At 59.1% G+C, this 25,908-nt stretch carries 23 protein-coding genes and 1 tRNA gene; 10 read left to right on the top strand and 14 right to left on the bottom strand.

All coding sequences use genetic code 11. From position 1 onward, the window contains the following. Positions 1 to 298 precede the first annotated feature (298 nt). From ACSBQV_RS11915 to ACSBQV_RS11905, 3 genes are all read left to right on the top strand, one after another. Entirely contained in the window at positions 299 to 913 is a 615-nt protein-coding gene (locus ACSBQV_RS11915; protein WP_099784464.1) for a TetR/AcrR family transcriptional regulator, read from the top strand. 74 nt (positions 914 to 987) lie between these two features. Then, on the top strand, positions 988 to 2,097 hold the full coding sequence (locus ACSBQV_RS11910; RefSeq protein ID WP_099784462.1) for an efflux RND transporter periplasmic adaptor subunit: 1,110 nt from the start codon (positions 988 to 990) through the stop codon (positions 2,095 to 2,097). Continuing rightward, entirely contained in the window at positions 2,094 to 5,180 is a 3,087-nt protein-coding gene (locus ACSBQV_RS11905; RefSeq protein WP_099784460.1) for an efflux RND transporter permease subunit, read from the top strand. The genes ACSBQV_RS11910 and ACSBQV_RS11905 overlap by 4 nt, the downstream gene beginning before the upstream one ends. A gap of 135 nt (positions 5,181 to 5,315) precedes the next feature. Here the strand turns inward: ACSBQV_RS11905 and lptG are convergent, their stop codons facing one another. The 7 genes from lptG to ACSBQV_RS11870 all read right to left on the bottom strand — a co-directional run bounded on the left by lptG (position 5,316) and on the right by ACSBQV_RS11870 (position 11,904). Beyond that, on the bottom strand, positions 5,316 to 6,395 hold the full coding sequence (gene lptG, locus ACSBQV_RS11900) for an LPS export ABC transporter permease LptG (RefSeq protein WP_099784458.1): 1,080 nt from the start codon (positions 6,393 to 6,395) through the stop codon (positions 5,316 to 5,318). Beyond that, positions 6,392 to 7,462 carry an LPS export ABC transporter permease LptF gene (gene lptF, locus ACSBQV_RS11895; protein ID WP_099784456.1) on the bottom strand — a complete coding sequence of 357 codons (1,071 nt, stop codon included), beginning with the start codon at positions 7,460 to 7,462 and terminating at the stop codon, positions 6,392 to 6,394. Before lptF ends, lptG begins: the two co-directional genes overlap by 4 nt. A gap of 28 nt (positions 7,463 to 7,490) precedes the next feature. Next, complete coding sequence (locus ACSBQV_RS11890) at positions 7,491 to 8,057, bottom strand: YtfJ family protein (protein ID WP_046688517.1); 567 nt, start codon at positions 8,055 to 8,057, stop codon at positions 7,491 to 7,493. Positions 8,058 to 8,077: 20 nt separating this feature from the next. Continuing rightward, positions 8,078 to 8,947: a hypothetical protein gene (locus tag ACSBQV_RS11885; protein WP_033643767.1), complete on the bottom strand. Its 870-nt coding sequence runs from the start codon at positions 8,945 to 8,947 to the stop codon at positions 8,078 to 8,080. Continuing rightward, a complete protein-coding gene (locus ACSBQV_RS11880; RefSeq protein ID WP_004935553.1) occupies positions 8,944 to 10,281 on the bottom strand; it encodes a lipopolysaccharide biosynthesis protein in 1,338 nt (445 codons plus the stop codon). The genes ACSBQV_RS11885 and ACSBQV_RS11880 overlap by 4 nt, the downstream gene beginning before the upstream one ends. A gap of 72 nt (positions 10,282 to 10,353) precedes the next feature. Then, positions 10,354 to 11,148 (bottom strand): hypothetical protein, encoded by a 795-nt coding sequence (locus tag ACSBQV_RS11875; protein WP_099784454.1) that lies wholly within the window; start codon positions 11,146 to 11,148, stop codon positions 10,354 to 10,356. 30 nt (positions 11,149 to 11,178) lie between these two features. Beyond that, positions 11,179 to 11,904, bottom strand: a complete 726-nt coding sequence (locus ACSBQV_RS11870) for a lipoprotein (protein ID WP_033643765.1) — start codon at positions 11,902 to 11,904, stop codon at positions 11,179 to 11,181. Between the two features lie 368 nt (positions 11,905 to 12,272). On the opposite strand from ACSBQV_RS11870, the gene ACSBQV_RS11865 reads away from it, so the two are divergent. Continuing rightward, positions 12,273 to 13,004 (top strand): ATP-binding protein, encoded by a 732-nt coding sequence (locus ACSBQV_RS11865; protein ID WP_099784452.1) that lies wholly within the window; start codon positions 12,273 to 12,275, stop codon positions 13,002 to 13,004. 64 nt (positions 13,005 to 13,068) lie between these two features. Here ACSBQV_RS11865 and spt read toward each other — a convergent pair whose 3' ends face one another. From spt to ACSBQV_RS11845, 4 genes are read right to left on the bottom strand one after another with little or no spacing between them, the layout of a single operon-like run. Next, the gene (spt, locus tag ACSBQV_RS11860) at positions 13,069 to 14,241 is read right to left on the bottom strand and encodes a serine palmitoyltransferase (protein WP_089194954.1); all 1,173 of its coding nucleotides are present in this window, start codon (positions 14,239 to 14,241) and stop codon (positions 13,069 to 13,071) included. Next, entirely contained in the window at positions 14,228 to 14,488 is a 261-nt protein-coding gene (locus ACSBQV_RS11855) for an acyl carrier protein (RefSeq protein ID WP_015378483.1), read from the bottom strand. The genes spt and ACSBQV_RS11855 overlap by 14 nt, the downstream gene beginning before the upstream one ends. Before the next feature lie 31 nt (positions 14,489 to 14,519). Continuing rightward, on the bottom strand, positions 14,520 to 15,434 hold the full coding sequence (locus tag ACSBQV_RS11850; protein ID WP_033643762.1) for an NAD-dependent epimerase/dehydratase family protein: 915 nt from the start codon (positions 15,432 to 15,434) through the stop codon (positions 14,520 to 14,522). Beyond that, positions 15,431 to 17,170 carry a fatty acyl-AMP ligase gene (locus tag ACSBQV_RS11845; RefSeq protein WP_033643761.1) on the bottom strand — a complete coding sequence of 580 codons (1,740 nt, stop codon included), beginning with the start codon at positions 17,168 to 17,170 and terminating at the stop codon, positions 15,431 to 15,433. The genes ACSBQV_RS11850 and ACSBQV_RS11845 overlap by 4 nt, the downstream gene beginning before the upstream one ends. A 739-nt stretch (positions 17,171 to 17,909) precedes the next feature. Here ACSBQV_RS11845 and ACSBQV_RS11840 point away from each other — a divergent pair. The 3 genes from ACSBQV_RS11840 to ACSBQV_RS11830 all read left to right on the top strand — a co-directional run bounded on the left by ACSBQV_RS11840 (position 17,910) and on the right by ACSBQV_RS11830 (position 20,608). Next, positions 17,910 to 19,034, top strand: coding sequence for an N-acetyltransferase (locus ACSBQV_RS11840; RefSeq protein WP_099784448.1), 1,125 nt, complete (start codon positions 17,910 to 17,912; stop codon positions 19,032 to 19,034). A gap of 206 nt (positions 19,035 to 19,240) precedes the next feature. Further along, positions 19,241 to 19,606 (top strand): diacylglycerol kinase, encoded by a 366-nt coding sequence (locus ACSBQV_RS11835; protein ID WP_033643759.1) that lies wholly within the window; start codon positions 19,241 to 19,243, stop codon positions 19,604 to 19,606. A 102-nt stretch (positions 19,607 to 19,708) separates the two neighbouring features. Beyond that, complete coding sequence (locus ACSBQV_RS11830) at positions 19,709 to 20,608, top strand: LysR family transcriptional regulator (protein ID WP_046896395.1); 900 nt, start codon at positions 19,709 to 19,711, stop codon at positions 20,606 to 20,608. Here the strand turns inward: ACSBQV_RS11830 and ACSBQV_RS11825 are convergent. Together ACSBQV_RS11825 and ACSBQV_RS11820 are read right to left on the bottom strand one after the other, a co-directional pair. After that, positions 20,583 to 21,389 carry a substrate-binding domain-containing protein gene (locus ACSBQV_RS11825; RefSeq protein ID WP_099784446.1) on the bottom strand — a complete coding sequence of 269 codons (807 nt, stop codon included), beginning with the start codon at positions 21,387 to 21,389 and terminating at the stop codon, positions 20,583 to 20,585. The two genes, ACSBQV_RS11830 and ACSBQV_RS11825, sit on opposite strands and share 26 nt — an antisense overlap. A gap of 26 nt (positions 21,390 to 21,415) precedes the next feature. Continuing rightward, on the bottom strand, positions 21,416 to 22,711 hold the full coding sequence (locus ACSBQV_RS11820) for an MFS transporter (RefSeq protein WP_033643756.1): 1,296 nt from the start codon (positions 22,709 to 22,711) through the stop codon (positions 21,416 to 21,418). Positions 22,712 to 23,149: 438 nt separating this feature from the next. Here ACSBQV_RS11820 and ACSBQV_RS11815 point away from each other — a divergent pair, with 438 nt between their 5' ends. From ACSBQV_RS11815 to ACSBQV_RS11805, 3 genes are all read left to right on the top strand, one after another. Then, positions 23,150 to 23,503 (top strand): type II toxin-antitoxin system RelE/ParE family toxin, encoded by a 354-nt coding sequence (locus ACSBQV_RS11815; RefSeq protein ID WP_099784444.1) that lies wholly within the window; start codon positions 23,150 to 23,152, stop codon positions 23,501 to 23,503. A 4-nt stretch (positions 23,504 to 23,507) separates the two neighbouring features. Then, complete coding sequence (locus ACSBQV_RS11810) at positions 23,508 to 23,810, top strand: XRE family transcriptional regulator (RefSeq protein WP_016927038.1); 303 nt, start codon at positions 23,508 to 23,510, stop codon at positions 23,808 to 23,810. 424 nt (positions 23,811 to 24,234) lie between these two features. After that, complete coding sequence (locus ACSBQV_RS11805; protein ID WP_099784442.1) at positions 24,235 to 25,443, top strand: aldose 1-epimerase family protein; 1,209 nt, start codon at positions 24,235 to 24,237, stop codon at positions 25,441 to 25,443. A 73-nt stretch (positions 25,444 to 25,516) separates the two neighbouring features. On the opposite strand, the gene ACSBQV_RS11800 is transcribed toward ACSBQV_RS11805, so the two are convergent. After that, a tRNA-Asn gene (locus tag ACSBQV_RS11800) sits at positions 25,517 to 25,592 on the bottom strand. Positions 25,593 to 25,908 lie beyond the last annotated feature (316 nt).

The raw sequence follows: 25,908 nt of genomic DNA, 5'->3' as shown, positions 1-25,908 counted from the left end.
AGGCTGCTGCGGCGGCAAGGCAGCCCCCGTTTTATCTTAAACGCCTGATCGTCAGTCCATGCTGCCTGGCAAGCGTTTTGCCGCCCACCGATACCCGGCGTTCAGAGCGGTTTCATCGCGATTGCCATCGCGGCTATAATCGGGCCTGACGACGCAATCCCCTGTGAACCGGCGTTTACCGTTAAGGCGGGCGGGCGCAGGAGATGTCTTGATATTCCTTGAGGCAATGCATCATTGTAACCAAATCCCATTATGGTCACTCGTTGTTGATCTGGGTTCATTGAGCTAAGCTTGAAAAATGACTGAATACACAAATGCGAATCCCTCTCGGGGCCCCTCTGACCATAGCGTCCGCGATCAGATCGTGGATGCCGCCACGGAGCATTTCGGGCACTTTGGCTATGAAAAAACCACGGTATCCGATCTGGCTAAATCAATAGGCTTCTCTAAAGCCTATATCTATAAATTCTTTGATTCCAAGCAGGCGATAGGCGAGGTGATCTGCGCCAACCGGCTGGCGACGGTCATGGAGATTGTCAATGCAGCGATCGCAGAGGCGCCGACGGCAGCCGAAAAAATGAGGCGCTTATTGAGGGCGCTCACTGAGGCCGGCAGCGATCTGTTCTTTCACGATCGCAAGCTGTATGACATTGCGGCGGTCGCTGCGCGCGATAAGTGGCCTTCCGCCGTGCGGCATGAAGAGCGCCTGCGGCAACTTGTTGAGCACATTCTCCTTGAAGGACGGCAGACGGGGGAGTTTGAACGAAAAACGCCGCTGGATGAGACCGCGGATGCAATATATCTGGTCATGCGGCCTTACATCAGCCCGATACAGCTGCAATGCAATCTGGAGACGGCATCCTCAGCTGCCGCGCTTCTGTCATCGCTGATACTGAGAAGCCTGTCGCCTTGATTTGTGACTATTGACAATATTGGTCACTGGTCTGAGAATGCGGTTACTGTCCTGTTAATTCAGTAAGGGAACCCATGCTCCGGCTTAACCCCGTCACCTTCGCTATTTGCCTGTTGCCGTTTGCCCTGTCGGCCTGCAACGACGCTTCCGGTATTGACGATCCGCGAACGCAACCGCCTTTGGTGAGGGCGGCGACCGTAGTCAATGCCGTCGATACGGCTCGCGCATTCAGTGGCGTGGTCGTCGCGCGCATTCAAAGCGACCTCGGTTTTAGAGTACAAGGCAAAATCCTTGAACGCCTGGTGGATGCCGGCCAGAGCGTTAAACGCGGCCAGCCGTTAATGCGTCTGGATCCTGTTGATCTGCACCTGCAGGCGCAGGCTCAGCAACAGGCCGTCGCCGCTGCGCGGGCCCGCGCCCGGCAAACCGCCAATGATGAAGCTCGCTATCGCGGTCTGGTTACCGCCGGCGCCGTCTCGGCATCGGCTTACGATCAGATCAAGGCCACTGCGGAGACGGCCAAAGCGGAACTCAGTGCTGCCCAGGCCCAGGCTAACGTGGCGCAAAACGCGACGGGCTACGCGGTGCTGCTGGCCGATGCCGATGGCGTGGTCATGGATACGCTGGCTGAACCCGGTCAGGTTGTCAGCGCCGGCCAGCCCGTCGTCCGGCTGGCCAGGGCGGGGCAACGCGAGGCCTTGGTGCAGTTGCCCGAGACGCTGCGCCCGGCGATCGGAAGCGAAGCCCAGGCTGCGCTGTACGGGAACGATAAACAGTCAGTGCCTGCGAAACTGCGCCTGCTCTCCGATGCGGCTGACCCTGTGACGCGAACCTTCGAGGCGAGATATGTGCTTGAGGGCGCGCTGGCGAGCGCACCGCTCGGCTCCACCGTCACGCTCCACATTACGGAAGATAAAATAACCCGTCAGGTAGTGCAGGTGCCTTTGGCGGCTATCTATGATGCGGGCAACGGGCCGGGCGTCTGGGGGATTGCCGGCAAGCCGGCCAAAGTGTCATGGCGACCGGTCCAGGTGCTGAGCCTCCGAGACGATGCGGCAAACGTCACGGGCGCACTGCAAGCCGGTGAACAGGTGGTCGCGCTCGGGGCGCATTTGCTGCATGACGGTGAACCTGTACGCACGGCGCAACAAAACGATGGCGTTGCCGCGGGGAGCCGGCCATGAGCGGCGGGCGCTTTAATCTCTCGGTGCTCGCCGTTCGCGAGCGATCCATTACCTTATTCCTGATCGTCCTGATTACGGTCGCCGGCATTCTTTCGTTCTTCGAACTGGGGCGTGCGGAAGATCCGCCGTTCACGGTCAAGCAAATGACGATCGTTTCCGCCTGGCCGGGGGCCACCGCGAAGGAAATGCAGGAGCAGGTCGCCGAACCGCTTGAAAAGCGGTTGCAGGAGCTCAAGTGGTATGACCGCAGTGAGACTTACACGCGTCCGGGCCTGGCTTTTACCCTGCTGTCACTGCAGGACAGCACGCCACCCGCGCAGGTGCAGGAAGAATTCTATCAGGCGCGCAAGAAGCTGGGCGATGAGGCGAAAAATCTGCCGGCAGGCGTGATCGGGCCGATGGTGAATGACGAATTCTCGGACGTGACCTTCGCGCTTTTTGCGCTGAAGGCGAAAGGGGAGCCGCAGCGGTTGCTGGTTCGCGATGCGGAATCGTTACGCCAGCGTCTGCTGCACGTGCCTGGGGTCAAGAAGGTCAATATTATCGGCGAGCAGGCGGAGCGCATCTTCGTCTCGTTCTCGCATGACAGACTGGCGACGCTGGGCGTTTCTCCTCAGGAAATTTTCTCCGCGCTCAACGACCAGAACGTTTTGACGCCGGCCGGTTCGATAGACGCCCAGGGAGCGCAGGTCTTTATTCGCCTGGATGGCGCCTTTGACAAGCTGGAGAAGATCCGCGCAACGCCCATCGTCGCTCAGGGCCGGACGCTGCAGCTCTCAGACGTGGCGACGGTAGAACGCGGCTACGAAGATCCGGCGACCTTCCTGGTGCGCAATCAGGGAGAGCCGGCGCTGCTGCTGGGCATCGTCATGCGCGAGGGGTGGAACGGTCTGGATTTGGGCAAGGCGCTGGATGCGGAAACGCTGAAGATCAATCAGGGCATGCCGCTGGGCATGACATTGACGAAGGTCACCGATCAGGCGGTTAACATTAGCTCCGCCGTTGACGAGTTCATGATCAAATTCTTTGTCGCGCTGCTCGTGGTCATGGGGGTTTGCTTCGTCAGCATGGGATGGCGCGTGGGGGTGGTGGTCGCGGCGGCGGTGCCGTTGACGCTGGCTATCGTTTTTGTGGTGATGGCGGCGTCCGGCAAAAACTTCGACCGCATTACGTTGGGCTCCTTAATCCTGGCGCTGGGGTTGCTGGTGGATGATGCCATCATCGCCATCGAAATGATGGTGGTGAAAATGGAGGAGGGATACGATCGCATCAAAGCCTCCGCCTATGCCTGGAGCCACACCGCCGCGCCGATGCTGGCCGGTACGCTGGTCACGGCGGTCGGTTTTATGCCGAACGGATTTGCACAGTCCACCGCCGGCGAATACACCAGCAACATGTTTTGGATCGTGGGTATCGCGCTGATGGCCTCCTGGGTGGTGGCGGTGGTGTTTACGCCTTATCTGGGCGTGAAAATGCTGCCGAACATCAAAACGGTGCAGGGCGGGCACGCGGCTATTTACGACACCCGGCACTACAACCGTTTTCGCCGGCTGCTGGCCAGCGTCATCGCGGGCAAATGGCGAGTCGCGGGCGCCGTTATTGCCGTCTTTATCGTAGCGATTCTCGGCATGGGGCTGGTAAAAAAACAATTTTTCCCTACATCCGATCGCCCGGAGGTGTTGGTAGAAGTTCAGATGCCTTATGGCACCGCTATTGAGCAGACCGGCGTCACCACGGCGAAAATCGAAGCCTGGTTGAACAAGCAGGAAGCCGCGAAAATCGTCACGTCTTACATCGGACAGGGCGCGCCGCGTTTTTATCTGGCTATGGCCCCTGAGCTTCCCGATCCCTCGTTTGCGAAAATTGTCGTGCTGACGGACAGCCAGGCCGCGCGTGAGACGCTCAAGCTGCGCCTGCGTGAAGCGGTGGCGGGCGGGCTGGCGCCGGAGGCGCGTATCCGCGTGACTCAACTGGTGTTTGGCCCGTATTCACCGTATCCGGTGGCATTCCGCGTCATGGGGCCGGATCCTGCCAAACTGCGCGAGATTGCGGAGGGCGTGGAAAGGGTGATGCGGGCCAGTCCGATGATGAGGACCATCAACACCGACTGGGGCCCGCGCGTGCCGACGTTGCATTTTGCGCTCAATCAAGATCGCTTGCAGGCGGTGGGATTGACCTCGAATGCGGTGGCCCAACAGCTTCAGTTTTTGCTCTCCGGTATTCCTGTCACCTCTGTACGTGAAGACATCCGTTCGGTGCAGGTCATGGCGCGCGCTGCGGGTGATATTCGGCTCGACCCGGCGAAAATAGCGGGTTTTACCCTCGTCGGATCTTCCGGGCAGCGCATTCCGCTGTCTCAGATCGGCACGGTTGACGTGCGAATGGAAGATCCCGTTCTGCGTCGACGCGATCGCACGCCGACCATGACCGTGCGGGGAGACATTGCCGAAAACCTACAGCCGCCGGATGTCTCAACGGCCATCATGAAGGCACTGCAACCAACCATCGACGCGCTTCCGGCCGGATATCGCATTGAGCAGGCCGGGTCCATTGAGGAGTCGGCAAAGGCGACCAAAGCGATGGCGCCCTTGTTCCCAATCATGATTGCCGTGACGCTGTTGATCATCATTCTGCAGGTGCGCTCGATGTCGGCAATGGTCATGGTGTTTCTCACCGCGCCGCTGGGGCTGATTGGCGTGGTGCCAACGCTACTGCTGTTCAACCAGCCCTTTGGCATCAATGCGCTTGTGGGGTTAATCGCGCTGTCGGGCATTCTGATGCGCAACACCTTGATCCTGATTGGCCAGATCCATCACAACGAGCAGCAAGGGCTGGCGCCTTTCCACGCGGTCGTGGAGGCGACGGTACAGCGAGCCCGGCCGGTGTTGCTGACGGCGATGGCCGCCATATTGGCATTTATCCCGCTGACTCACTCGGTGTTTTGGGGAACGCTCGCTTATACCCTGATTGGCGGGACGTTTGGCGGCACCGTTATCACGCTGGTGTTTCTGCCGGCAATGTATGCCATTTGGTTCAAGATACGCCCTGACGATCGGCGGCAGAATGAAAGGGCCGCGTCTTAGGTCTGTCTCTGGCCCGCATTATTCACCGCGTAGTCTAACCGCAGACCATGGCCATGAGGCTACGGTCTGCGGTTTTTCATCATTGGCGGAGAAAGGAAGGTTTGCAAGCGAACGATCGCCGCCTCTCGCTGAATCCTAACCTCGCCGATCAAACCGATAAACCAGCGCCAACGCCAACGCCAGGATCAAAAGCGGCGGGGCGAGGGCGGTGAAGGGCGCGTTGAGGGCGAACAGCAATCCCAGGTTGAGGACGATCTGGTAAGCGATGTAGGTCAGCAGCCCGATGATGACGCCGAGCGCTAATCGGCTGCCCATGCCGGGGGCGCGCGGGGCGGTGAAGGTAAACGGGATGGCCAGCAGAATCATCGCCAGCACCAGCAGGGGCTGGCCGAGTTTTTTCCACAGCGCCAGGCGGTATTCGGTGCTGGGCTGCCCAGAGCCCTGCAGATAATCGATATAGCGATCCAACTGTTGGAGCGAGAAGCTGCCGGCCGGCAGGGTCAGCTCTTTCAGGCTCGGCACGGCGAACAGCGAGCGCCAGAGCAGGCTGTCTTGCCGCGCAATCGTCTCCTTTCTGCCTTGCCAGCTTTTTTGCATCACGTTGTGCAGCAGCCAGTTGCCGTCGGCGGCGGTGCTGGCGCTGTCGGCGTAAATGTAAGACTCCAGCGCGCGGTTGGCCTGATAACGGAAGATCTCAATGCCGTGGGGCTGGTCGTTCTCATCGACGGTTTTGACCGTCACAAACTCGTTGCCGCGCCGCGCCCACAGCGGGTTAACGGTGACGTCGTTACTGTTCGACTGCGCCAGCGCGTTGTTCTTCATCTGCAGCGCGCGTTGCTGCAGCGGCGAGGCCGCCCATTCATCGAGGGCGCCGAGCGAGAGGTTCATCAGCAGCCCGGCGGCGAGCATCACCAGCGCGATGCGGAATATCGACATCCCGACGGAGCGGATCGCCGTCAGCTCCAGAGTTTTCGACAGCTGCCCCAGCCCGACGATGCCGCCGAGCAGCGCGATAAACGGCCCCAGATCGACCAGGCTGCGCGGCAGGGTCATCACGGTCACCAGCAGCGCCTGCTGCCAGCGGTAGCCGCCCGGGGTCACGTCCTCCAGCTCGTTGATCAGCGTAAAGGTGGTGAACAGCGGGATGAGCAACCCGGCCGCGGCGGCGAAGCCGATGAACACGTTGCGCATTAGGTAGCGGCTAAAAATAGTCATCGGGAGGGTTTCCGCAGCAGGGATAAGTCGCGCGCCAGCAGCAGGGCGATGCCGACAGCCATCGCTATCGGCACCAGCCAAACGCCGGGGATCGTTGGCAGAGAGCCGTTGGCCACCAGCGTGCGGCAAATGTTGCCGCCATAGAAAATCACGGTAAACAGCACCGTCAGGGGCAGCAGCGCGGCGTAGCGCCCCTGTCGCGGTTTGATGCGGCTAAAGGGGATCGCCAGCAGCACCATCAGCACGGTGGTCAGCCCGCGGCTCTCGCGCCATTGCAGTTCGGCGGCATCGCCCGGATCGGCGGAGCGCGCCAGCTCCGCTGGCGAGGCCGACTTGTGCCGGCTCTCGGCGCTGGGCACGAACGGTTTGAGCGCGATATCGAAGTTGTCGTAGTTCTGCCCGTTGTCGTCGGCGCCCTCACGATCAAGCACATAGGCGGTGCCGGTTTTCAGCCGCACGGCGGGGCTGGCGGGGGATGCGTCGAGCACCTCCACCGACTGCGCGCGGTAAAGGTTGGTGTGATGGCCGCCGCGCACATAAATCAGGGCATCGGTCAAATGATTGGCCGTTTTGTCGACGTGATTGGCGAGGATCATGCGGCCGTTGCCGCTGACGTTGAATTTGTCGGCCTGCAGGTGGCTCACGTCCAGCACCGACTGCGACTGTTGCTGCAGTTGATAAATATTGGCGTACGCCCAGGGCCTGCCATACAGCGACAGCAGCGTGACCGCTATCGCCAGCGGCACGGCGAGCAGCAGCACCGCCTTGTACAGCCGCAGCGGGCTGGCGCCGGCGGCCAGCATGGCGGTGATCTCCGCATCGCTGTACATTTGGCTCAGCGCCACCGCCACCGAGACATACAGCGCGACGGGCAATATCATCTCCAGCGCAATCAGCGACTTATAGAAAACCACGTCGGCCACCACCCGCAGCGCCAGCGTGCCGTTGGCGGCGTCGGTCAGGTAGCGCTGGGCGGAGTAGCTGGCGAACATGAAGATCAGAAACCCGGCGATCATCATCACCAGGCGGCGGATCTCAACCGTGATATAGCGTTCAATCAAAGGCATGCGTTATCGGCTCCCGGCGGCGTGCGCTTCATGGCGCCTCCCGCGCGATCAGGGCGCGCAGCAGGGCGATCACCTGGTCAACTTCCTGCGGGGTGAGTGCGCCGTCCTTCGCCCACTGCACGCGCCCGGCCTTGTCCAGCACCACGATGGTGGAGCTCTCCTCCGGCAGCCGCCAGGCCATGCGCCCCAGCCCGTCGCTGTCGACGATAAATTGCGCCCAGGGGTAATGCCGCTTGTTTTTCTCGATCTTGCCGCGCACGAAGAAGCCGGAGCCCGGTATCGCATCGTCGGTGTTGACGATGGTGGTGGGCTGGAAGCGGTCGCCCGGCAGGTTCGCGTCCTTGACGGCGTTGATCAGCAGCGAGTTCTTCTTTTTGGCGGAGGTGCGCCCGGCGATGTACTGGATCACCCGCACCTTGCCCGCCAGTTTTGCGCTGTTCCACGGCCGGTAACTGAAATCGCCGTTGCGCAGCAGCAGCTCGCCGCGATCGGCGATGGCGATCGGCGCCACCGGCCGGCCCTGCACGAAGTTATGCGCCGGCGCCGCCAGCGGCGACAGCAGCAGGGCGAGGGCCAGCAAGCGAGGTAACGTCATCATGGCTACGGGCAACGCGCTTATCTGCCGGCCGCGACGGCCGACGGGGAAAACGACAGCGGAAAACGCGCCAGCAGCAGCTCCAGGCGCTGGCGGATATCGATGTCCAGCGTCGCCGGCCGGTCATAGATATCGCCGCCGGCCAGCTTGTCCGCCACCATCACGTCGTGCCGGTCGCCCATCAGGCCGTTAATCGCCGCCAGGAAGCGCGAAATCTGCCGGGCCTCGCGGTTGTCCGGATCGATCGATCTCAGCGTGTCGTAAAACGACACCTGGCGACTGACGATTTTGCGCACGTCGTGGAATTGATGCCCGGTCAGCGCCGGGCCGGCGATCAGCGTCTGCAGCTGGCGCATCTGCTCCTGGCGGTAGGCGATAAAGCCCTGTGCGCTTTCCAGGCGGGTGTGGCGCAGCGCATAGCGCACGTAAGACCATACCGGCTTGCTGAGCAGCAGCCGCAGCAGGTTGCCGTAAAGCGTCAGGTTCTTCTGGTTGCCGTTGCGAAACGCGTCCTGAAAATGGCCGAGCACCACGGTGGTGGTGTGGAACAGGCGGTTGGCGCGGTGGGGCGCGCCGTACAGCTGCTGGGCGAAGCGCAGGTGCTTATAGCGGGCGCGGATATATTTGTAGCGCATGCGCGTTGCCGCCGCCAACTGCGGGTCTTGCAGGAAACCGTTCACCAGTTGCAGCAGCTCGCGGCGGGAAAAGCCGTCTTCCCAAAACTGCAGGCACAGCGCGTAGTTGTCCCGGATGCTCTCGGGGGAGCATTCCAGATCGATCTGCTGCGGCAGGCTGATATTCGCCTCGACCAGGTCATCCTCTTCCACGGCGACAAACAGCGCCTGGGTGGTTTCGGCGGAGAACTTCTTCCAATTCGTGTTAGCGGTCATTGATTACTCTCTTTGGGCACATTCAGCCCCAACATAAAGCGATTGCGGTAGGCGCCGATCGTCGGTATCAGGGATAACAGCACGTCTAAACATTGCCCCAGTAAATAAGCGAAGGCGGCGCCCTGCACGCCGAAGGCATACGCCATCGACACCAGCAGCGCAATGTAGGCCGCCGAGGCCGTCGCCTGCGCGATCAGGAAAGCGCGCTGCTTGCCCGCCATAAACAGCAAGGATTCCTGCGGGAAGCCCATCATCGAGACGATGATCGCGCCCAGCATGATTTGAATCAGGTCATAGGCTTCCAGGTATTGCTGCCCGAAGACCGCGGAAATAAGCGGCTTGCCCACCAGCAACATCAACACCGCGACGGCCAGACCGATGCCGCCGGCCAGCAACGAAGAGCGCAGGCCCAGCAGCCACGGGGTCTTGGTGCGCGGATCCAAACGCATGATCTCGGGATAGAAGCTTTTCTCCAGCAGCTTGGCCGGGGTGCCCGTCGCATCGAAGAAGGTCATGGCGATCTTGAACAGCCCGGCGGCGGCCGGCCCGAGCACCACGCCCACCAGCACGGTGGTGCAGGAGTTGCGCGCGGCCCAGATGGTGTGGGCGATGTTGGTTGTCCAGACGAAGTTCCAGGCGCCCTCGATGCGGCGCGCGACGTTGAACAGGCGCGGCCTCAGCGCGCCGTGGATATCGCGGCGGCGCAGCTCGCGCGCGGTGAACCACCAAAACAGCGTGCCGCCGATCAGGTTAGAGGCGTACCAGGTGACGATAAAGCCGGGGAACCCCAGATCGAAATAATAGGAGATGACGCTGCCCACCGCCTGCAGGAACGGCTTGATCGCCTGCTGGATGGCGATGAGATCGAAGCGGTTGAAGGCGCGCAGCACGCCGGTCGGCGTGGACGAGGTCATCGACGGGATCAGGGTGCAGTACAGCATGGCGAGCCAGAAGCTTTCGCTGTCCAGCCCCAGGGCGTGTGACAAGAACGGCAGCATGATCATGCCGCCCAGCACGGCGATGACGCCGCTGGCGATATCCAGGCCGAAGGAGAACGCGACGACGTCGCGGAAGCGCCCGGTATTTTGATGCTCCAGCGCCGGGGTGCCGAATTGCACCACAAACTGCCAGGTCTGGAATTTGATGAAATCGCTGACCGCTTTGGTATAGGCCTGGATCACCACCAGCACGCCGAACATTTCAGGCGACATGCCTTTACCGGCGCAGGAGAGCGCCAGCAGGCCAAGCAGTGCGCTGGCGACGCTGCCGGAGCCTAAATAGGCGGCATTACGTAAAATGGAACGAAACGCGCCATCGGAAAACCATCGTTTCATAACTTAAACCAGCCATCATCGTTATTTTTGTGCATCTTGTGTTCTGCACTCATGCGCTTGCCCTGTCTCTTTTTAATAAACCTGAGTTTCTTTGACGGCGTTTTCGCCGGATTGCCCGATGTCGCTCTGTGGGCGTTTCGCGGGATTCACCACGGCGGAAATGGCGTTGAGCGCGTTGCTCAGCACCTCGTCGTAAGGGGCTCTGGCGTCCAGCTCGATGATGCGCGCGCCGTTGTACTGCAGGCGCACCATGGCGGAAATCTTGTCTTTCAGCTCTTCATAGCTGTGATCGGGCTTGCGGGAAAACGCCGTATCGACGTCGATATCCAGGCGAATGATCAGCTCCGGCCGATAGACGGCCATGCGTTGATATAAACGGCGTTCGCGCGCCGCCAGACGGCGCAATAGCCGGCCTTTTGCGCGTTCCACGCCGATGCCGGGCCCATCGTAGTAAAAACCGGAAATTTCCGCCTGCGGGTAGCGATCGCTGATCACCAGCACGCCGCTCTGCGCCAGCCGCCGCACCTTGCGCAGGTTGGCGGCGCGCCACAGCGAAAAGCCGTACATGATCAGCGCCGCCCACAGCGCCGGCGGCCTGTTGCTCATGCGCTGGGTTTTATCGGATTTGGCCGCCAGGCGCCGCTCCAGCCACACGCCGATGAACGGCAATTTCTTGATTTTGTCGCCGTCTTCGCCGGAGATCAGCCCCAAATAGCGGCGCTCCGTGGGGCGATGCTGCTGCAGGTTTTTCACCAGATCGGCGGTCAGCGTGGACTTGCCCGTGCCGTCGCTGCCCACCACGGCAATCAGCCCGGTGATGCAGGCGGGAGAGGTATCCTGTTCGGCAGTGAGTTTATTTTTTTTCATCTGTTTCGGTACGAAAAGGTTATTTGGCGGCTAGGCATTGGCGGCCCTCAGCGATATTTTAACGGCGCGCAGCGAAGCATCGAAAATATGCTTGGCCGGCTCACGGCCGTCCAAATCCAATATGTTAGCGCCGTTAAACGTCAGGTGCGGGATGACGGCGATCTTTTCACGCAACGCCGCCAACGAGTGATCGGGTTTGCGTGAATAGGCCGTTTGCTCGTCAATATCCAACCGAATTAATAATAAGGGCTGATAAGACGCCATCCAGTGGTACAGACGTTGTTCGCGTTTTCTCAGCCAGCGTATCCAGCGATTGCCGCCGGCGGTTTTTGCCAGCTGCGGGCCATCGAAACGAAATCCCGCCACTTCGGCCTGCGGATAACGATCGGTAATCAGCAATGCGCCGCGGCGACTTTTCTTCAGCATGCGGCGGAATTTAAAAACGCGCCAATAGGAAAGTAAAAAGATCACCAGCGCCGTGGCATTATCCGGCGGCGTAGCAGGGCGATCGTGCACGCGCTGCGATTTCTTCAGCAAATAACGCCCGAAGGGCGCGCCAATAATCGGCAGCGAACTGATCCATTCGCCGATACGCCCGGAAGACTGGCCGAGATAAAGCAGTTCGGCAGGTTCTTGCGCCGATAAGGCCTCGACCAGACTGGCGGCCAGGGTGGATTTTCCCGAGCCGTCACAGCCGGTTATCGCTATTACGCGCACGGGCGAGCGATCAGATGAAGGTCTTATCTGCTGACTCACAATAATTAATCCAATGCGAAAAAAACTATTGTATTCCAATACGCCTTGGGTTCAAGATATTTATTGTGCTTTGCCGCGATAAAATAATGGGTTCGGTATTCCAGTTGGTTATTTGAATTGATATTTATGGCGTTCGTTCTTGTTATTTTGTGCTAATTGGCCGGGCGTGAGCCGGTTTCGCTTTTTATGTTAACTTTCGGCCTGGCTCACGGCGAAAAAAGAGCAGAGGTTTTCAATTTTCGCTTAATCTTTTGTGCGGTTTGGCGCGGCGTCATGGCAATTATCTTCGCGCTGCCGTCGCGGCCGTGAGCGATATTTCGTTGCAAATAGGGCATGCCGTTTCTGGTGTATTGAAAGAGAGTCTGATTATGAATGCAAAATTTCCGCCGCTGATTGCGGTTATCGGCAGCGACGGATCGGGTAAGTCCACTGTTTGTGAACATCTGATCGAATATGTGAAACATTATGGCCCGGCGGTGCAGGTGCATCTGGGCAAACAGGCGGGCAACGTCGGGCGCGCGGCGGCGAAATTGCCGCTGCTCGGGCGCTCGGTGGGCAAGGCTATCGAAAGCAATACCAAAAAAGTCAAAACGAAGAAATCCCGCATCGGCCTGTTGCCGTCGGCGGTGATCATCGCCTTCGTGGGGCGGCGGCTGCTGCGGTTTCGCCGCATGCTGGCGTTTCGGCGGCAGGGGTTCATCGTGCTGACCGACCGTTTTCCGCAGGCGCAAATCCCCGGCGCTTATGACGGCACGGTATTTCCCGTCGATGTCGAAGGCAGCCGTTTCGTCCGTTGGCTGGCGGCGCGGGAGCGGGCGGCGTTCCAGTGGATGGCGAAGCAAAAACCGGATCTGGTGCTCAAGCTGAATGTCAGTCTGGACGTGGCCTGCGCCCGTAAACCCGATCACCGCAAAGCGGCGCTGGAGAAGAAGATCGCCGTCACGCCGTTATTGACCTTCGAAGGCGCCGACATCGTGGATCTCGATGCCGATCGGCCGATCGAGGAGGTGCTTTCGGCGGCGGAAAAAGCCATCGGGGAATTTATGGCGGCGCAGGGGTATCGCTATTCGGCTGATGGGGTATCACCGGCTGCGCACTGAGGTGCGCAGCGATTCGGCAGGGCGGCGATGGCGTTTTCGCCGCCGCGGCCGAGAGGGAAAGGCTTTATTTTTTCAGCGCCGCAAAGGCGCGCACGATGGTGTCTATTTCTTCATCGCTGTGCGCGGCATTGACGCTGCAGCGCAGCAGGGTGACGCCCGCCGGCGCGGCCGGCGGCAGCACCAGATTCACATACACGCCGTGGGCGATCAGCTCGCGCCAGAAACGCAGGCCGTCCTCCTTCGAACCGATCATCACCGGCACCACCGGGCTGATGCGCGGCCCCAGGGTATACCCCAGTTCGGCGAGGCCGTGGTACAGACGGTGCGCGTTGCTCCACAGCTTTTCCCGCAGCTCGGGATGGCGCGCGATTTTTTGCAGCGCCGTGCGCACCGACGCGATGCTGGACGGCGACGGCGACGCGGTAAAGATATACGGCCGGCTGCTGTAGCGCAGCACGTCCATCCCTTTGCCGCCGACGGCGAAACCGCCGATCGAAGCCAGGCTTTTGCTGAAGGTGCCCATGATGATATCCACGTCTTGCTCGACGCCGAGCGCTTCGGCCAGGCCGCGGCCGTGTTCGCCCATCACGCCGAAGGAGTGCGCTTCGTCGACCAGCAGATACCCGCCGAGCCGCCGCTTGATATCGACGATTTCCACCAGCGGGGCGACGTCGCCCAGCATGCTGTAGATGCCTTCCACGATAATGAGCGCCTCGCGGGCGCGTTCGCCCAGGCGCACCATGCGGCGCTCCAGATCGGCGGCGTCATTGTGGCGAAAGCGAATAATCTCCGCGCCGCCGAGGGCGCAGGCGTCGTAAATGCTCGCGTGGCTGTCCGCGTCGATTAACACCACGGATCCCGGCCCCGCCAGCGTGCTGATGACGCCCAGGTTGGCGGTGTAGCCGGTGGAGAACACGATGGCGCTCGGGCGATCGAAGAATGCCGCCAGCTCCCGTTCGAGCGCCAGGTGCGATCCGTAGCTGCCGTTCGCCATGCGCGAGCCGGTGGTGCCGGTGCCGAGCGCGGCCAGGGCCGATTGGCCGGCGGCGATCGCCTGCGCATCGAACGTCAGGCCAAGGTAGTTATTGGTGCCGGCGAGGACAATCTTTTGATCGCCGATGCGCCCCTGGGTGGCGGAATAGACTTCGTCGATGCAGGTGCCGAACGGATTCAGGCCGGAGGTTTGAAACTGTTCGCGATCGCCCGCGAGCCGCGCAAACTTATCATACAGTCCCATGGTTTTTCTCCAGATAAGGGCGCAGCGCGTCAAGCAGTTGCTCAGGCGTTCTGACATCAAGCAATATATTGATCGGAATGGAGATATCTAATTCATCTTCCAGCATCATCAGCAGATCCAAGACTCTGATGGATTCCAGGCCAAGATCATTGACGAGATCGCTATCAGGTTTTATTTCCACTCCGCCTTCGACGATACCTTGCAAACACGTCAGGATATAATCCATTACAGCATCGCGATTTAGCATAAGAACGTTGACACACCTCTACTTGGAATAATTAAAACAGCCCTTCACGCAGCGCGCGCTCCAAACTCACCTGTGGAAACCAATTAATCTGTTGCGACAGCGCCTGATTGTTGGCGGACCAGTCTTGATGGGTTAATTCGCGTATTTTGCTGCGCGTCAGCATCGGCTCCTGTTTTATCAGGCGGTTCCACACCACGCTGATATCCGCCAGGGCTTTCAGCAGCGGCAGCGGAATGCCCACCAGCCGCACCGGCCCGTGACGCACGGCGGCGCCGATGTCCCGCAGGCGCAGCCAGTCATAGCCTTCGGCCACGCCGTCGCACAGTTCGTAAATATTCGACTGCGCGGGCTGCGCCAATAACCATTGGCCGACCGCCTTCGCCAAATCGCTCACGTGCAGAAAAGAGAGCCTGGCGTCAGGCGCGCCCAGCCGGGGCAGCACGCCGCGCAGCAGGCCGTTGAACAGCGGTTTCAGCTCTTTATCGCCCGGCCCGTAAACCGCCGTCGGGCGGAAAATCCCCAGCGCGATCTCGCCCGAGGCGGCGATCAATTGCTGCTCGGCGGCCTGTTTTGAATGGGCGTACCAGGACAGCGTCGGATGGCGCGCCGCCAGCGACGACATGAACAAGAAACGATTGCAGCGGCCGTTTTGCCTGGCCGCCTGCATCAGATTCAGGCTGCCGGTCACGTTGCAGCGGGTGAACACCGCTTCCGCATGCCCGCGCACCTGGCCTGCACAGTGCACGACGCACTCGGCGCCGCGCACCAGTTCGGTGAGCGAAGGCCGATCTTCCAGCGCGCCGGGGATCCACTGCAGGTTGTCCGCGGCGGCTTTGTCGGCTTGCCGCGTCAGGGCGCGCACGCTAAACCCCTGCGCCAGCAGTTCCCGGACGATATGCCGGCCGATAAAGCCGGTCGCGCCCGTCACCGCCACGGTGCCGCTCATTGCGCGAAACCGGCCAACTGCGGCATTTGCGGGTAGAGCGAAGCGCTCAGCCAGCGTTTCTTGGCTTCGGCGCGGGCGGGTTTGCCCGACGACGTGCGGGGAATGCTGTGCGGCGGCAGCAGCTCGATGTCCACCGCGATGCCGAATTCGCTTTGAATGCGCGCGCTCAGCGAATGCACGATCTGCTCCCGGCGCTCTTCCGAACTGACTCGGCATTGGATCTGCAAAATGATCCTGGCCGCTTCGTCGTGTTCTTCGGTCACGAAGGCGATCGCATCGCCGGAACGGATTTCCGGTTCGGATTCCGCGACGTACTCGATATCCTGCGGCCAGATATTGCGGCCGCGAATGATGATCAAATCCTTCTTACGGCCGGTGACGTACAGATAGCCGTCCAGCAGGTAGCCCAGATCGCCGGTATCCATCCAGCCGGTCACCTGGATTTGCTGCTGGGACTCAGCATCGCAGAAATAGCCGTTCATCAGGCTGGGGCCGGAAATCGTGATATGGCCGACCTGGCGCTCCGGCAGCGGTTGCCCGGTTTCGCTGCGGATCTCAATGCGGTGGCCGGGCAGCGCACGGCCGCAGTTGACGAAGGTCGAGACGGCGCGGGTTTTTTTGCCCGGCGCGACCGCTTTACCCTCGTACTCCAAAATATCGCGGTCGACCGCGTTGGTTTGCGGGCCGGAGCAAGGATCGGAAAAGCTCACCGCCAGGGTGTTCTCGGCCAGGCCGTAGCACGGCATGAAGGCTTTGCTGTCGAAGTTGATGCTGCTGAAGTGTTCGCCGAACTGGCTGAGTAGCTCGGCCGGGATCGGCTCGGCGCCCACGCCGGCGACCCGCCAACTGGAGAGATCCAGGTCGGCCAGCTCTTTGGCGTTGCTGCGGCGCAGACACAGATCGTAGCCGAACGGCGGGGCGACGGACACCGTGCCGCGATTCTTGGCGATCAGTTTCAGCCACTGCATCGGGCGCATGGCGAAATCTTGCGTGCGCAGATAATCGACGGACAGCTGGGTCGCCACCGGCGTCAGCAGGAAACCGACCAGGCCCATATCGTGATAGAAGGGCAGCCACGACACGCAGCGATCGCCCGCGCGCAGCTTGATCCCGTCGCGGCTGATCGCATTCAGGTTCGCCATCGCCGCCCGCTGGGTGATGATCACGCCGCGCGGGAAGCGGGTGCTGCCCGAGGTGTATTGGAGATAGGCGATATCGTCGGGCGAGGGCGCGGGCAACGCGATCTCCGGCTCCGGCAATGCGTTGAAATCCGCGTCGCTGAGGATGTGCATCGCTGACGCGTTTTCCGTGGCGGAGGCGATGAGCGGCGTCCACTCTTCGCTGCTGATGATAGCCGCCGGGTTGCAGCTGGCGATCAGCCCTTTCAGTTTGGCGGTGTAGGAGTCGCGCTGGCCCACGCCCATCGGGATCGCGAGCGGCACCGCCACCAGGCCGGCATATTGGCAAGCGAAAAAGGCTTCGACGAACCCCGCGCTGGTTTCGGCGATAAGCGCCACGCGATCGCCTTTCTTGAGCTTCAGGGACAATAAACGCCGCGCGCCCGAGATCGCTTTTTGCTGCAGCGTGCGATAATCGAGAACGGTCACGAGTTGATTGCGCCGATCGTAAAAATTCATTCCCGTATTACCGAGCGCCGCGTAATCCAACGCGTCCACTAAAGTGGGGAAGTCCGCATAGCGCATGGGAAGAGAATGAACGGAACTTGTTTCAGACATAGACAAACTTAGCCATAGATTAAAAATCACCAAAAGAGTTAAATCACTCTTGGCGAGGTAATTGATGTTTTACTATGAATAGGTTTTGAATAAGTTTGTTATTCAACCATCTTCATTCCGCGAATTGCGTATATTGCCGTACTTGAGCGGCACGCCGGTTATTAACCCGGTAGCGCGTGAGCGGCCTGCATTATCAGCCTTGAGCGGCGACCTGGAGATATACGAGAGGTGATTGTAATACCCGAGGTTCGCCGTTCTTTAGTCTGCATCTGTCGGGCAGGAAATACCTGTCTGCTCATAGGTTATGACCTCATGCATGGCTATCTTCGAACTTAAACACTTCCTAAACAGTATGCCGCAAGAAATCAAAAAGTGAATGCCTCATTTAAGTTGATTCTTAAAAAGAGCATTAAGTGGTAAAAATGGCGGCGCGCCACCTGATTAAAGTCGGTACACTTAAAGCGGCGGGTTTCTTTCGCCCAAATAGCACTAAATAATAAAAGAGCACGCATAGCGTAGCATGTCAGCGCCGCTTTGGGCTTTCCTTTTTTTGTTTAATCACGCCGCCTCAGTGCGCGTGATAGGCAAATAATGCGCTGGTTCACAGGGGGAAATATTCGGTTTTTCTTATCGTTGAACCGGAGGCGATACACAATCCAATAAAAGAGAACAGCATAAAAAATGCTAAAGGCGTTGTCGCGCTCATATTTAATTATTTTATTAAAACGTAAGGCTATTTATGATCCGTATTGAGAAAGTTCTGGATAAACGCGAACTTAAAGAATTTATTGCTTTCCCTTCGTTACTGTTTCGTGATGACCCGAACTGGATTGAGCCGCTGTATTTAGAGCGCGAAGAGCACCTGTCAAAGAAGAATCCCGGCACCGATCATATCGAATGGCAGGCGTGGGTGGCGAAAAAGCAGGGGAAGGTCGTCGGGCGCATCACCGCGCAAATCGATTCTCTGCACCGGGCGCTGCACGGAGAAGATTCCGGTCACTTCGGCATGATCGACGCCGTTGACGATCCCGCCGTGTTCAGCGCGTTATTCACTGCGGCGGAGGAGTGGTTGCGGTCCAAGGGCACGCGGAAAATCACCGGGCCGTTCAGCCTCAATATCAATCAGGAAAGCGGCCTGCTGGTCGAAGGGTTCGACACGCCGCCGTCGGCCCTGATGACCCATGCCAAACCTTACTACGCGGCCCAGATAGCGCAGCAAGGGTATAGCGAAGGGATTGATTTGCTTGCTTATTGGATGAAAAGAACCGACCTGCATTTTTCGCCGTCGCTGACCCGGATGATGGATCAGGTGCGCAAAAAGGTGACCGTTCGCCGCCTCAACCGCAAGCGCTTTCGCGAGGAGATGCAGGTGCTGCGCGAGGTGTTCAACTCGGGGTGGCAGCATAACTGGGGGTTTGTTCCGTTCACCGAGCATGAGTTCGCCGCCATGGGGGATCAGCTGAAGTTCTTGGTGCCCGACGATATGATCCATATCGCCGAGGTGGATGGCGCGCCCTGCGCCTTTATCGTCGGGTTGCCGAACATTAATGAGGCGATTGCCGATCTGCAGGGGCGGTTATTGCCGTTCGGTTGGGCGAAGTTATTGTGGCGGCTGAAAGTCAGCGGCGTTCGCACCGCGCGCGTGCCGCTGATGGGCGTTCGCCAGGAATATCAATTCAGCCGCATCGGGCCGATTATTGCATTGCTGTTGATTGAGGCGCTGCGCGAGCCGTTCGCCAAGCGCAATATCGACGCGCTGGAAATGTCCTGGATCCTGGAAACCAATACCGGCATGAGGACGATTTTAGAACGTATCGGCGCGGTGCCTTATAAGCGCTACCGTTTGTACGAAAAGACGCTTTAATCGACTGATATCGCATCGCCTTTTAACGCCATCAGGATAATAAGCGCATTGCGTGCGGCGCCGTTCGTTTTGGGGGACTGAGCGTGAGTGAAAGCATTGTCCCTGGAGTGGAACGGTTAAGGCCGTTAATTAATAAACCCGAGATAAATTCACGGCGCGTGATTTATTGAACCGCGATCGCCGTGATGCTGAAGAGAGCAGAATGCATGCCTGTGGAAAAGAAAAAGGGAATAAGCCGATTAACCTACAGCATAAGGAACTCCTGGGCCGGCTTTATTGACGCCGCGCTGACCGAAAATGCGTTTCGTGAATTATTGGTTATTAACGCCATTTTACTGGTTGTTACATTTACTCTGGATATTACAAAAATGGAGCGGCTGTTATTAATCGCCTGCAGTTTCCTGCTGCTGGTGGTTGAGCTGCTTAATACGGCGATTGAAACCGTGGTCGATCGCATTTCGCTGGCGTTGCATCCGTTATCCAAACGCGCCAAAGATCTGGGCGGCGCAGCGCAGCTGGTGGCGGTGATAATGACCATCATTATTTGGGGGACGGTGCTGCTGGGAGGATAACGGCGAGGCGCGCTCCGGCGTTAAACCGGTTGCTGCGGCTAAATAAGCGGCTATTATCGTTGCTTTACGCCTTTGGCGCCATGGTAAGGATAGGTTGCCGTTATGCCCGTGAATTTTGATCTCAACGATCTTTATGCGTTTCGCGCGCTGGTGGAGTACGGCAATTTTCGGCTGGCCGCAGAGTCCATCTGCCTGTCGCAGTCGGCATTGAGCCGCAGGATTGAGAAGCTGGAAAACGCGCTGGGCATCAAACTGTTCGATCGCACCACCCGGCGCGTGACCTTGACGCTGTACGGGCAGGCCTTCGCCGAACGTTCGGAGCAGCTGCTGATGAACGTCGAAGCGGTGATGGCCGATATCGATAAGGTCAGCCAGGAGCGGGTGGGGCTGGTCACCGTCGCCACGGTGCCGTCGGCGGCCTACTATTTCATGCCCGACGTGATACGCCGTTTCCGGCTTCGCTATCCGCGCGTGCGCGTTAAGCTGATCGACGGCAGCGCAGGCAATGTCATCGAGGCGGTCACCGGCGGCCAGGCCGATTTCGGCATCTGCTTCGCCGGGCGGCTGCAGCCCAATCTTGAGTTTGTGCCGTTGGTGGGGGACGTCTACGTGGCCGCCTGCCGGCGCGACCATCCGCTCGCCGGTAAAAAGAGCCTCACCTGGCGGGAGTTTTATCAGCAGGATTACGTGTCGCTGGATAAAACCTCCGGCAATCGCAATCTGCTCGATCAGCGCCTGGAACACCTCGTGCCGGAACGCCCCAGCGTATGTGAAACTCGCCATGTGACGACCATGCTGGGCATGGTTGAGGCGGGCATCGGCATTGCCGCCGTGCCCGCCATGTCGATGCCCGCTTCAGAGCACTCGGTGTTGACGTCGGTGCCGCTGGTCGATCCGGTGGTGAAACGCACCGTAGGCCTCATCAGACGCGGCGGCCGCATGCAGTCTTTCGTCGCCGCCGAGCTGGAAAAGCTGATTACTGAACAGTATCACTCTGCCTGACCGGCTGCGGCGCCGGCACGGTTCGCATGCCGGTCGCGCGAATGGTCGGCTGCGCCTGAGAGGAGGCGAGGAAGTCCAGCAGCGCTTTGCCTTCGCGGCGGTGTTCCGCCTTGGCGGTTACCGCGCCCGCGAAGCGGGTGATGTACTGCACGTTTTCAGGCAGCTCGCCGATAAAGGTCACGCCCGCCACGGGCAGCAATTCGCTGACTTGCTGGAAGCCCAGCGCGTATTTCCCCTGCGCCACTTCAGAGGCCACCGGGATGCGCTCAACCTTATGCGCTTTCCCTTTCACCTGTTCCTCGATGCCCAGCTTTTTGAACAGTTGGCCGCTGACATAGCGGCCGCTGGCGCTGTCGGAATAGGCGAAAGAGTCCGCCTGCAGCAAGACATTGCGCAGGTCGGCATCCGTTTTTATCACCGGCTTGGGCGCGCCCTGTTTGACCACCATGCCGATCGGCGAATCGGCCAGCTCCACGCGCGAACCCGGCTGGGTCCAGCGCTCTTTTTCCAGTTGGGTGAGCGCGTCGCCCACCATGATCAGCACATCGGCTTGCTCTCCGCGCGCCAGCCGCGCGGGGATCGCCTGCGGCGTTTTGCCCATCGAGGGGCCGGACACCAGAATGATTTTGTCGCCGCTTTGGGCTTCATACTCCGGGGCCAGCTTCTCCAGCGCGGCTTTGAAGCCGCCGGAGATCATGACGGTCACGTCTTTGGCCTGCGCCGCCGTACTGCAGGAGGCGCACACCAGCGCGGCGAGGATCGAACGAGTGAGTTTTTGCATGGCATCATTCCTTTTGAGATGGCGGCTTAGCGCGCGGTTTGCAGCGGCATGGCGATGCGGCGATACATATACAGCGTCGCCAGCAGGGCGCACAGCGCGGCGAAGCTCATCCAGTAACCCGGTGAAGCCTTGTCGCCGGTGTATTCGATCAACGCGGTGGAGACTACCGGCGTAAAGCCGCCGAACACCGCCGTCGCCAGGCTGTAGGCCAGCGAGAACCCGGCCACCCGCACTTCCGTTGGCATGATCTCCGTCAAGGCCGGGATCATGGCGCCGTTGTAGAGGCCGTAAATGAAGGACAGCCACAGCAGCACGGCCAGCATCATGCTGAAGCTGGGGGCGGCGGCGAGCAGGCTCAGCGCCGGGTAGGCGGTGGCCAACGTCAGCAACGTCATGGCGACCAGCACCGGTTTGCGGCCGAAACGGTCCGACAGCGCGCCGCCGATGGGCAGCCAGATGAAGTTGGAGATCGCCACCAGCAGGGTGACCAGCAAGCTGTCGGAAGCGCTGAGCAGCAGCACCTTTTTGCCGAAGGTCGGCGCATAGACGGTGATCAGGTAAAACGCGGTGGTGGTCATGGCGACCATCAGCATGCCGGCGATCACCACCGGCCAGTTCTTCAGCAGGGTTTTAAACACGTCGCGCATCGCCAGGTGGTGACGGCGAGCGGTAAATTCCTGCGTCTCTTCCAGCTTGCGGCGCAGGAAGAAGATGAAGGGAACGATCAGGCAGCCGAACAGGAAAGGCAGGCGCCAGCCCCATTCGCGAATGGCGCTTTCTTCCAGCGCCGCATTGAGCGCGAAGCCCATGGCTGCCGCCACCATGATAGCCACCTGCTGGCTGCCGGACTGCCAGCTGGTGTAGAAGCCTTTACGGCCCGGCGTGGCGATTTCAGCCAGATAGACGGACACGCCGCCCAGCTCTGCGCCCGCCGAGAAGCCTTGCAACAGACGCCCGCACAGCACCAGCAGCGGCGCCCAAAGCCCGATGCTTTGGTAAGAGGGGATCAGCACGATCAGGAAGGTGCCCGCAGCCATGATCGACAGGGTCACGATCAACCCTTTGCGGCGGCCGACTTTATCGATGTAAGCGCCCAGCACGATGGCGCCGATCGGGCGCATCAGAAAACCTGCGCCGAATACCGCGAAGGTCATCATCAGCGAGGCGAACTCGCTGCTGGCCGGGAAAAAGGTGTGTGCGATGTAGGTAGCGTAAAAGCCGAACAGGAAAAAATCGAACTGCTCTAAAAAGTTGCCGGAGGTGACGCGCAGTATCGCGCCGGTTCTGGCCCGGGTGGTCATGGGTGAGGTAGAGGAATGCATCTTTATCTCCAGTTTGTTATTGGCGCTTGACGCCGCGCCTGTTGCTGAAGACTCGCTCAGGAAAATAAAGTAAATAAGCGCAATAAACTCATGGCGCGATGCGTTTGACGCATCAATCGGCGTTAACAATGTTGCCTAACCCGATGTAACGTGGCGTTAACAAGTTTGTCGCTCATCGCCCGCTGCGCAGAACGCCGAAAACGTTATGCGCTTTTTGTGACAGGGTTCATAAAGGGGCGGCGGGGAAGCGCCCCGTGCCTCTGAACGATTGTTCGATACCGTGCGTAAAAAGGTGAATGCCTCGCACTGCGTTTGCAAAATACGTGGATGTACGTTCAGCCTTGCAGTATCCACGCATGCCTTTGCATGCTATCCCAGCGCCTCTCTACTATAGCTTTACATCTATATAGTTACTGATCTATATTTTAGGGAGGTCCCGTGTGGGAAATTAAAACAACGGATGCATTTGATCATTGGTTCAGATCGCTTAGCGATGCCGATCGGGCCGGCGTGCTTGCCGCATTGATGGTCCTGCGGGAAAAGGGGCCGGGGCTGCCCAGACCCTATGCCGATACGGTTAAAGGCTCACGTTACAGCAATATGAAAGAGTTGCGCATTCAGTGCCGAGGCGAACCGTTGCGGGCATTCTTCGCTTTCGATCCGTACCGTATTGGCATTGTGCTTTGCGCGGGCAATAAAGCCGGTAATGAAAAGCGTTTTTACGATCGGATGATCCAGGTTGCCGATCGGGAATTCACGAACTGGCTGAACACATTAAAAGAGAAGGAGTGACGCGATGGGCAGAACGTTGGAACAGCTTATTGCGGATGAAAAGCCCGAGGTCGTGGCCAAAGCGCAGGCGCTGGCGGCGGACATCATGCTGAACATTCACCTTGCCGAGCTGCGTGAAAAAGTACAGAAAACGCAGGTTGAAATGGCGCAGGCGCTGGGGATCAGGCAGCCGACCGTTGCCGTGATGGAAAAACCGGGCCGCGATCTGAAACTGTCTTCGCTTAAACGCTATGTTGAGGCGGCCGGCGGCAAACTGCGCCTGGACATCGAACTGCCGGACGGCTCTCACTACGAGTTTGTGCTGTAAGCGCTAACGGCAGAAAGGCACAAAGCCCGCTCAGGTTCCCCGGAGCGGGCTTTGTGCACCAGGGCTCCTTTGACACAAGCAGGCGGCCGTGAAAGCAACGAGGCTCAAGACGGGCAGGCTGCTGAGCGCTTTCGTTTGGGCCGGATAGCGTTAAACAAGCCACCCGCACTCCCTTCACGATGTCTTGCTTGCCCGTAACTGTCTCCTTGCTCCTTAGCTGAAACGATACAAATTATGTTGATAAGCAGCTCGTTTTGTGTGCAAAAAATCAACGTCTTTCATTAAAACTGCGATGAGATTCGTATTTTTATCGCGCTATTTCTTCAAATACTCACCCGGTGAAGCTCATCACATTTCTTTAACCTGCTTAACAGTAGATTTTCTTTGCTTAGAAAAAAATCGATTCAGCTAAAGGGGAAGGGAAATGAAAAAGACATGGGTTATGGCGGTGTTTTCGGCCCTGATTTCAGGGCAGGCGGCGGCGCAGAGTTGGGTGCTGACCAGCGCTGAAGATGGCGTGGAGAAAGGAAACTGGAAGATTTCGAGTGAGGCGCTGAAGGTGAAGGATAAAACGTTCAGCATTGAGCAGAAAGTGTTGCACGGCGGCAAGCAAGAAGGTAGCAAAGTCGTCATTATCCGCAGCGAGGATGGCCTGACCATCACGCTGAGTCCCACCCGCGGCATGAACCTCCTGCGGGCAGAAGGCTTTGGCGCGAAAATGGGATGGGATTCCCCGGTCAAAGAGGTGGTCAACCCCGCCTTTATCAACCTGGAAAGCCGCAATGGGCTCGGCTGGCTGGAAGGTTTCAATGAGATGATGGTGCGTTGTGGCTATGAGTGGACCGGGCATCCGGTGACCGACGCAGGGCAAATTTACACGTTGCACGGCAAAGCGGGCAATACGCCGGCCTCGCGGGTTGAGGTTGAGGTAGCGGATACGGCGCCGTATGAAATTCGTATTCGCGGCCTGATCAAAGAGAGCACATTCAAAAAAGCCGATCTGCAAACCCTGACCGAATTGCGCTACGTGCCCGGCAGCAACAGTTTCAGCCTGCATGATGTGTTAACCAACCGGGCGGATTATCCCCATGACTACCAGATTATTTATCACAGCAATTTCGGCGCGCCGATTCTGGAAAATGGTGCCCGCTTCCTGGCGCCGATCGCCAGCATCAGCCCGTTTAACGACTATGCCAAAGCCGGGCTGAAGACCTGGGGAACCTATGCCGGCCCAACCAAAGGGTTCGATGAAATGGTCTTTAACATTAAGCCATTATCGGATCCGAATCATCAAACGCTGGCGGCGCTGGTCAATAACGCGGGCGACAAAGGGGTGGCGATTCAGTTCGATACCCGCCAGTTGCCCGTCCTGACGCTGTGGAAGAATACCGATACGTTAAAACAGGGGTATGTGACGGGGATTGAGCCGGGCACCAGCTATGCCTACCCGGTCACTATTGAGCGCGAACAAAAACGCGTTAAGCAGCTGCAGCCTGGCGCCAGTGCGCAGTTTGATCTGACCTATACCTTGCTGCACAGCAAAGCGCAGGTAGCGGGTCTGGCGCAGAAGATTGCGGATATTCAGGGCAAGGTAAAAATTGAAGAGAATGACGCGCCGATAGCCAAGGAGTAACGCTGCCTGTCCATGCATTCAGCGTTAAAGCAAAAAGCCCGCTTAAGTTTCCTTAAGCGGGCTTCTCTAAATATGGCTCCTCTGACTGGACTCGAACCAGTGACATACGGATTAACAGTCCGCCGTTCTACCGACTGAACTACAGAGGAATCGTTGGAACGGGGCGAATAATAGCGGGGCATCCGGGGTTTGTCAAAGCGCTAAACTGCAAAAAAAGCGCGTTTGCTGAGGGAATGAGCACCTTGCGCTGTTTTTCGGCATTTTCCATCGCTATGCGTTGATTTTTGCATCCCCAATCGTTTTGACGCCGCTTGCACACGCCTTTGCACGGCGATGGTGCAGGGCCGTTCTTCCACCCATACTTCCACTCGCGCTAACCGTATTGGCCAGAGCCTGGTTAACGCCGCCACACGCCGCGCCGCAACTGATATGTAGGATGAATAAGCAAACAATATGTATTCGTCG

The sequence above is a fragment of the Serratia sp. B501 genome, assembly GCF_051172315.1.
GTDB classification, from domain to species: domain Bacteria; phylum Pseudomonadota; class Gammaproteobacteria; order Enterobacterales; family Enterobacteriaceae; genus Serratia; species Serratia ureilytica.
Note: the sequence above shows the minus strand (reverse complement) of the source record. Positions and strands in the feature narration are given on the sequence as shown.